This window comes from Streptomyces sp. NH27 (assembly GCF_056859195.1).
Genome location: NZ_JACEGK010000488.1, coordinates 1 through 6,110, shown reverse-complemented (window position 1 = coordinate 6,110; position 6,110 = coordinate 1). Strand labels below are relative to the sequence as shown.

Genomic DNA, 6,110 nt, shown 5'->3' with positions numbered 1-6,110 from the left:
GGCCCGGACCCCGGCTCGCCGGGTAACCTCGCCGCCGTGCCCAAAGCTGATCAACCCACCCTCAGACAGCCGGGCGCGCCGCGCCCGGCGCACGTGCGCCCCACACCGCTGGCCGACCTCGCCCGCCGCCTCGGCCCGTCCGTGGCAGCCCCGGCGGACGACGGCCCGCAGGTCACCGGCATCACGCACGACTCCCGCGCGGTCCGCCCCGGCGACCTGTACGCGGCCCTGCCCGGCGCCCGCGTGCACGGCGCCGACTTCGCCGCGCAGGCCGCGCAGGCCGGCGCGGTGGCCGTACTGACCGATCCCGACGGAGCGCAGCGCGCGGCCGCGACCGGGCTGCCGGTGCTCACCGCGGCCGACCCGCGCGCCGAGATGGGCGAACTCGCGGCCGTCGTCTACGGCCGGCCCGGCGAGGCCATGCTGCGGATCGGCATCACCGGTACCTCCGGCAAGACCACCACCTCCTACCTCGCCGAGGGCGGCCTTCGCGCCGGCCACGCGGCCGGCCGCACCGGCCTGATCGGCACCGTCGAGACCCGGATCGGCGACGAGCGGATCAAGAGCGAGCGCACCACCCCCGAGGCCACCGACCTCCAGGCGCTGTTCGCGGTGATGCGCGAACGCGGCGTGGACGCGGCGGTCATGGAGGTCTCCAGCCACGCCCTGATCCTCGGCCGGGTCGACGGCACCGTCTTCGACATCGCGGTCTTCACCAACCTCAGCCCGGAGCACATGGAGTTCCACTCCGGCATGGAGGACTACTTCCAGGCCAAGGCGCGGCTGTTCACCCCGCTGCGCAGCCGCCTGGGCGTGGTCAACCTCGACGACGAGTACGGCCGCCGGCTCGTCGCGGAGGCCACGGTGCCGCTGGTGACGTTCTCCGCGCAGGGCAGCCTCGACGCCGACTGGCGGGCCGAGGACATCCAGGCCGGCCCGATCGACAGCCGCTTCACCGCGATCGGCCCCAAGGGCGAGCGGGTGCGGGCGGTGGCGCCGCTGCCCGGCCCGTTCAACGTCGCCAACACCCTTGCCGCGCTCGCCGCCCTGGCCGCCGCCGGCCTCGACCCGCAGACCGCCGCCGACGGCATCGCCGCCGTCCCCGGCGTCCCGGGCCGGCTGGAGCGGGTCGACGCCGGGCAGCCCTATCTCGCGGTCGTGGACTACGCCCACAAGACCGACGCCGTCGAGTCGGTGCTGCGCGCGCTGCGCACCACCACCGACGGCCGTATCCACGCCGTGCTCGGCTGCGGCGGCGACCGGGACGCCACCAAGCGCGGTCCCATGGGCGCGGCCGTCGCCCGGCTCGCCGACACCGCCGTGCTCACATCCGACAACCCCCGCTCGGAGGACCCGCTGCAGATCCTCACCGCGATGCTCGCCGGCGCGGTGGAAGTGCCGGCCGCGCAGCGCGGACACGTCATCGTCGAACCCGACCGGGCCGCCGCGGTGGCCGCCGCCGTCGCGCTCGCGCGGCCCGGCGACGTCGTGCTGGTGGCCGGCAAGGGACATGAGCAGGGCCAGGACATCGCCGGAGAGGTGCGCCCCTTCGACGACCGAGAGGTGCTGCGCGCCGCGATCGATAAGGACCGACAAGAACAGTGATCCCTCTCACCCTCGCCGAGGTCGCACGTGCGGTCGGCGGGAGCACGCACGACATACCGGACAGTGCGGTACGCGTCACCGGTCCGGTGGTCAGGGACTCCCGCGAGGTGGTCCCCGGCGCCCTGTTCGTCGCGTTGGCCGGAGAGCGCTCGGACGGCCACGACTTCGCCGCAGGGGCGGTCGCCGACGGTGCGGTGGCGGTGCTCGCGGCCCGGCCGGTCGGTGTGCCCGCCATCGTGGTGGACGACGTCCAGGCCGCGCTCGGCGCGCTCGCCCGGCACGTCATCGAGCAGTTGGGCGCGACCGTGGTGGCGCTCACCGGCTCGGCCGGCAAGACCAGCACCAAGGACCTGCTCGCCCAGCTCCTGGAGCGCCTGGCGCCGACGGTGTGGACACCCGGCTCGTTCAACAACGAGATCGGGCTGCCGCTGACCGCGCTCGGCGCCGACGAGGGCACCCGCCACCTGGTGCTGGAGATGGGCGCCCGCGGCATCGGCCACATCTCCTACCTGACCGGGCTCACCCCGCCCCGGATCGGGCTGGTGCTCAACGTGGGCAGCGCGCACATCGGCGAGTTCGGCGGCCGCGAGCAGATCGCACAGGCCAAGGGCGAACTCGTCGAGGCACTGCCCGCCGAGGCCGAGGGCGGCATCGCCGTACTCAACGCCGACGACCCGCTGGTGAGTGCCATGCGCACCCGAACCAAGGCGAAAGTGGTGACCTTCGGCGAAGCCCCCGAAGCGGACGTACGCGCCGAGAACGTGACGCTGGGCGCCAGCGGTCAGCCCACTTTCACGCTGCGCACACCCTCCGGGTGCGCCGAAGTGACCTTGCGCCTGTACGGTGAGCATCACGTGTCGAACGCGCTCGCCGCGGCCGCCGTCGCCCGTGAACTCGGCATGCCTGTCGAGGAGATCGCCACCGCGCTCGCCGCGGCCGGCCCGCTCTCGCACTGGCGGATGGAGGTCACCGAGCTGCCCGACGGCGTGACGGTCATCAACGACGCCTACAACGCGAACCCGGAATCCATGAGGGCAGCCCTGCGCACACTCGCGGCGATGGGCCGCACCGCACAGGCTCGGGGGGGCCGTACGTGGGCGGTGCTGGGCAAGATGGCCGAACTCGGCGAGCAGTCGCTCGCGGAGCACGACGCGGTGGGGCGGCTGGCCGTCCGACTCAACGTCAGCAAGCTCGTGGCCGTCGGCGGTACGGAAGCCGCATGGCTGCAAATGGGCGCCTACAACGAGGGTTCGTGGGGTGAGGAGTCGGTGCACGTGTCCGACGCGGAGGCGGCGGTCGACCTGGTACGCGCAGGGGCGCGGCCGGGAGATGTCGTGCTGGTGAAGGCATCGAGGTCGGTCGGGCTTGAGTCCGTCGCCCTCGCGCTGATCGAGGCCGGCGGCGCCGCCGGCCCCGGAGCGGCCCGCGAGGGTGCCACCCGATGAAGCAGATCCTCGTCTCCGGCGTCCTGGGACTGTTCCTGTCGCTGTTCGGCACCCCGCTGCTGATCCGCCTGCTGGCCCGCAAGGGCTACGGGCAGATGATCCGGGACGACGGCCCGAAGGCCCACCACAGCAAGCGCGGTACGCCCACCATGGGCGGCATCGCCTTCATCCTGGCCACGGTGGTCGCGTATGTGGTCACCAAGCTGGCCACCGGTGACAAGCCCACCGCCTCCGGTGTGCTGGTGCTGTTCCTGACCGTCGGCATGGGCCTGGTCGGCTTCCTCGACGACTACATCAAGATCGTCAAGCAGCGCAGCCTGGGTCTGCGGGCCAAGGCGAAGATGGCCGGCCAGCTGATCGTGGGCATCGGCTTCGCGGTGCTCGCGCTGAACTTCCACGACTCGCGCGGCCAGACCCCGGCGTCCACGAAGCTCTCCTTCACCACGGACTTCGGCTGGTCGATCGGCCCGGTCATCTTCGTGATCTGGGCGTTGTTCATGATCCTGGCGATGTCCAACGGCGTGAACCTCACCGACGGTCTCGACGGCCTGGCCACCGGCGCGTCCGTGATGGTCTTCGCCGCCTACACCGTCATCGGCGTGTGGCAGCACGGCGAGTGGTGCGGCGCCCCGGTCAGCGCCAACGGCGCCTGCTACGAGGTGCGCGACCCGCTCGACCTGGCCGTGGTGGCCGCCGCGTTGATGGGTGCCTGCTTCGGCTTCCTGTGGTGGAACACCTCGCCGGCGAAGATCTTCATGGGCGACACCGGCTCGCTTGCGCTCGGCGGGGCGTTGGCCGGTCTGGCGATCTGCTCGCGCACCGAACTCCTGATGGCGATCCTCGGCGGCCTGTTCGTCCTGATCACCATGTCCGTGGTCATCCAGGTCGGCTCCTTCCGGCTCACCGGCAAGCGGGTCTTCCGGATGGCGCCACTCCAGCACCACTTCGAACTCAAGGGCTGGAGCGAGGTCCTGATCGTGGTCCGGTTCTGGATCATCCAGGGCATGTGCATGGCCGTCGGCCTCGGGTTGTTCTACGCGGCCTGGGTGGCGGCATCGTGACGGGCACTCAGCCCGGCGCCGGTGCCGGCGACTCGGCCCGGTTCGAGGACCCGGCCGACTTCAAGGACGCCCGGGTCACCGTCGCCGGGCTCGGCGTCTCCGGGGTGCCCGCCGCGAGGGCGCTGCACCGACTCGGCGCCCGCGTCACCGTGGTCAACGGCCCGGCCGGCGACAAGCAGCACGCCGAGGCGGCCGAACTGGAGGCGCTCGGCATCGCCGTACGCCTCGACGACGCCGACACCCTCCCCGACGGCACCGAACTGGTCGTCACCTCCCCCGGCTGGAAGCCGTCCAGCCCGCTGTTCGCGGCCGCCGGGGCCGCGGGCGTGCAGGTGTGGGGCGACGTCGAACTCGCCTGGCGGCTGCGCGGACCCGGCGCGGCGCCGTGGCTGGCCATCACCGGCACCAACGGCAAGACCACCGCCACCCGCATGCTCGCCGCGATCCTCACCGCGGCGGGTCTGCGCACCGCGGCCGTCGGCAACATCGGCGTCTCGCTCTTCGATGTCATCCTCGGCGACCAGGAGGGCGGTCCTTACACCCCTTACGATGTCCTCGCCGTCGAACTGTCCAGCTACCAGCTCCACTGGGCGCCGAGCATCCGCCCGCACTCCGCGGCCGTGCTCAACCTCGCGCCCGACCACCTCGACTGGCACGGCTCGATGGCCGCGTACGCCGCCGACAAGGGCCGGATCTACACCGGCAACCAGGTCGCCTGCGTGTACAACACCGCCGACCCGCAGACCGAGCGCCTGGTCCGCGAGGCCGACGTCGAAGAGGGCTGCCGGGCGGTCGGCTTCACCCTCCAGGCGCCCGCGCCCTCGCAGTTCGGCGTGGTCGACGGCATCCTCGTGGACCGCGCCTTCGTCGAGGACCGGCAGCGCCGCGCGCAGGAGCTCGCCGAGGTCGAAGACGTCCGCCCGCCCGCCCCGCACAACATCGCCAACGCGCTGGCCGCCGCCGCGCTCGCCCGCGCCTACGGGGTCGAACCGGACGCCGTACGCGAGGGCCTGCGCGCCTTCCGGCCGGACGCCCACCGCATCGCCGAGGTCGCCGTCCTCGACGGCGTCACCTACGTCGACGACTCCAAGGCCACCAACACGCACGCGGCCGAGGCGTCGCTGGTGTCGTACCCGTCGGTGGTCTGGCTGGCCGGCGGCCTCGCCAAGGGCGCGGAGTTCGACGAACTGGCCGCGGCGGCCGCGTCCCGGCTGCGGGCGGTGGTCCTGTTCGGCGCCGACCGGGCGGTGATCCGCGAAGCGCTCGCGCGACACGCCCCGCAGGTACCGGTGGTGGAGCTGGAACGGACCGACACTGGGGCGATGTCCGCCGCCGTCGGCACGGCCCGCGACCTCGCCCAGCCGGGCGACACGGTCCTGCTCGCCCCGGCCTGCGCGTCGATGGACATGTTCACCAACTACAACCAGCGCGGTGACCTGTTCGCCGAGGCGGTACGCGCCCTCGCCGCCCGCGGCGGCGGACCGGAGGAGGTCGGCCCGGCCGACCACGGCCGCTGACCCGCGGCCCCGGCCCGGGGCGGCGGCCGGCCGCACCCGCGCACCGAGGAGGGGACGCATGCCGCGAGACCGCTTCACCGCCCAAGGCGGCGAGGACCGTCTGCCCCCGTCGGGCCGCCGCCAGGCCGACGGCGCGTCTTCGCGCACCCCCGCTACGGACCGTGTGCCGCCGGCCGGGCGGGTCGGCGGCGCCGCGGGCGGTACCCCGCAGGCAGGACGCGCGGCCGGCCGGCGCGCCGGTGACGCGGCAAAGGGCGCACCCGGGACCCGCGGCGCCGATCCGCTGCCGCCGGCCGGCCGTAGCGCCTCCGGTCGCGGCCGGGGGCGGTTGCCCGGCGAAGGTCAACTCTCCGATCGCGGCCGACCGGCCGGCGCCGACGGGGTTCCCGGCGGCGGTGGCCGTGCCGACGAGGGGCGCCGTATCAGCAGCGGCCGACCGGCCGGCGCCGACAAAGCACCCGGCGGCGCCCGGCGTTCCGGTG

General features: G+C 73.8%; 4 protein-coding genes and 1 pseudogene. All 5 read left to right on the top strand.

Annotated elements, in window-relative coordinates; genetic code table 11:
- On the top strand, positions 1–1,605 hold a 1,605-nt coding region (locus AC13HU_RS30010), incomplete at its 5' end, for a UDP-N-acetylmuramoyl-L-alanyl-D-glutamate--2,6-diaminopimelate ligase (protein WP_483045121.1).
- Entirely contained in the window at positions 1,602–3,050 is a 1,449-nt protein-coding gene (locus AC13HU_RS30005; protein WP_483045120.1) for a UDP-N-acetylmuramoyl-tripeptide--D-alanyl-D-alanine ligase, read from the top strand. The genes AC13HU_RS30010 and AC13HU_RS30005, both read left to right, overlap by 4 nt.
- Positions 3,047–4,111, top strand: a complete 1,065-nt coding sequence (gene mraY, locus AC13HU_RS30000; RefSeq protein ID WP_483045119.1) for a phospho-N-acetylmuramoyl-pentapeptide-transferase — start codon at positions 3,047–3,049, stop codon at positions 4,109–4,111. Before AC13HU_RS30005 ends, mraY begins: the two co-directional genes overlap by 4 nt.
- Positions 4,108–5,628, top strand: a complete 1,521-nt coding sequence (murD, locus tag AC13HU_RS29995) for a UDP-N-acetylmuramoyl-L-alanine--D-glutamate ligase (protein ID WP_483045118.1) — start codon at positions 4,108–4,110, stop codon at positions 5,626–5,628. The genes mraY and murD overlap by 4 nt, the downstream gene beginning before the upstream one ends.
- A gap of 58 nt (positions 5,629–5,686) precedes the next feature.
- Positions 5,687–6,110 (top strand): annotated as a pseudogene (locus AC13HU_RS29990) (hypothetical protein); the annotation flags it as partial.

What these genes read in the sequence shown, in the direction of transcription:
- mraY (WP_483045119.1), top strand. Translation starts at nt 3,047, where the DNA reads ATGAAGCAGATCCTCGTCTCCGGCGTCCTGGGACTGTTCCTGTCGCTG.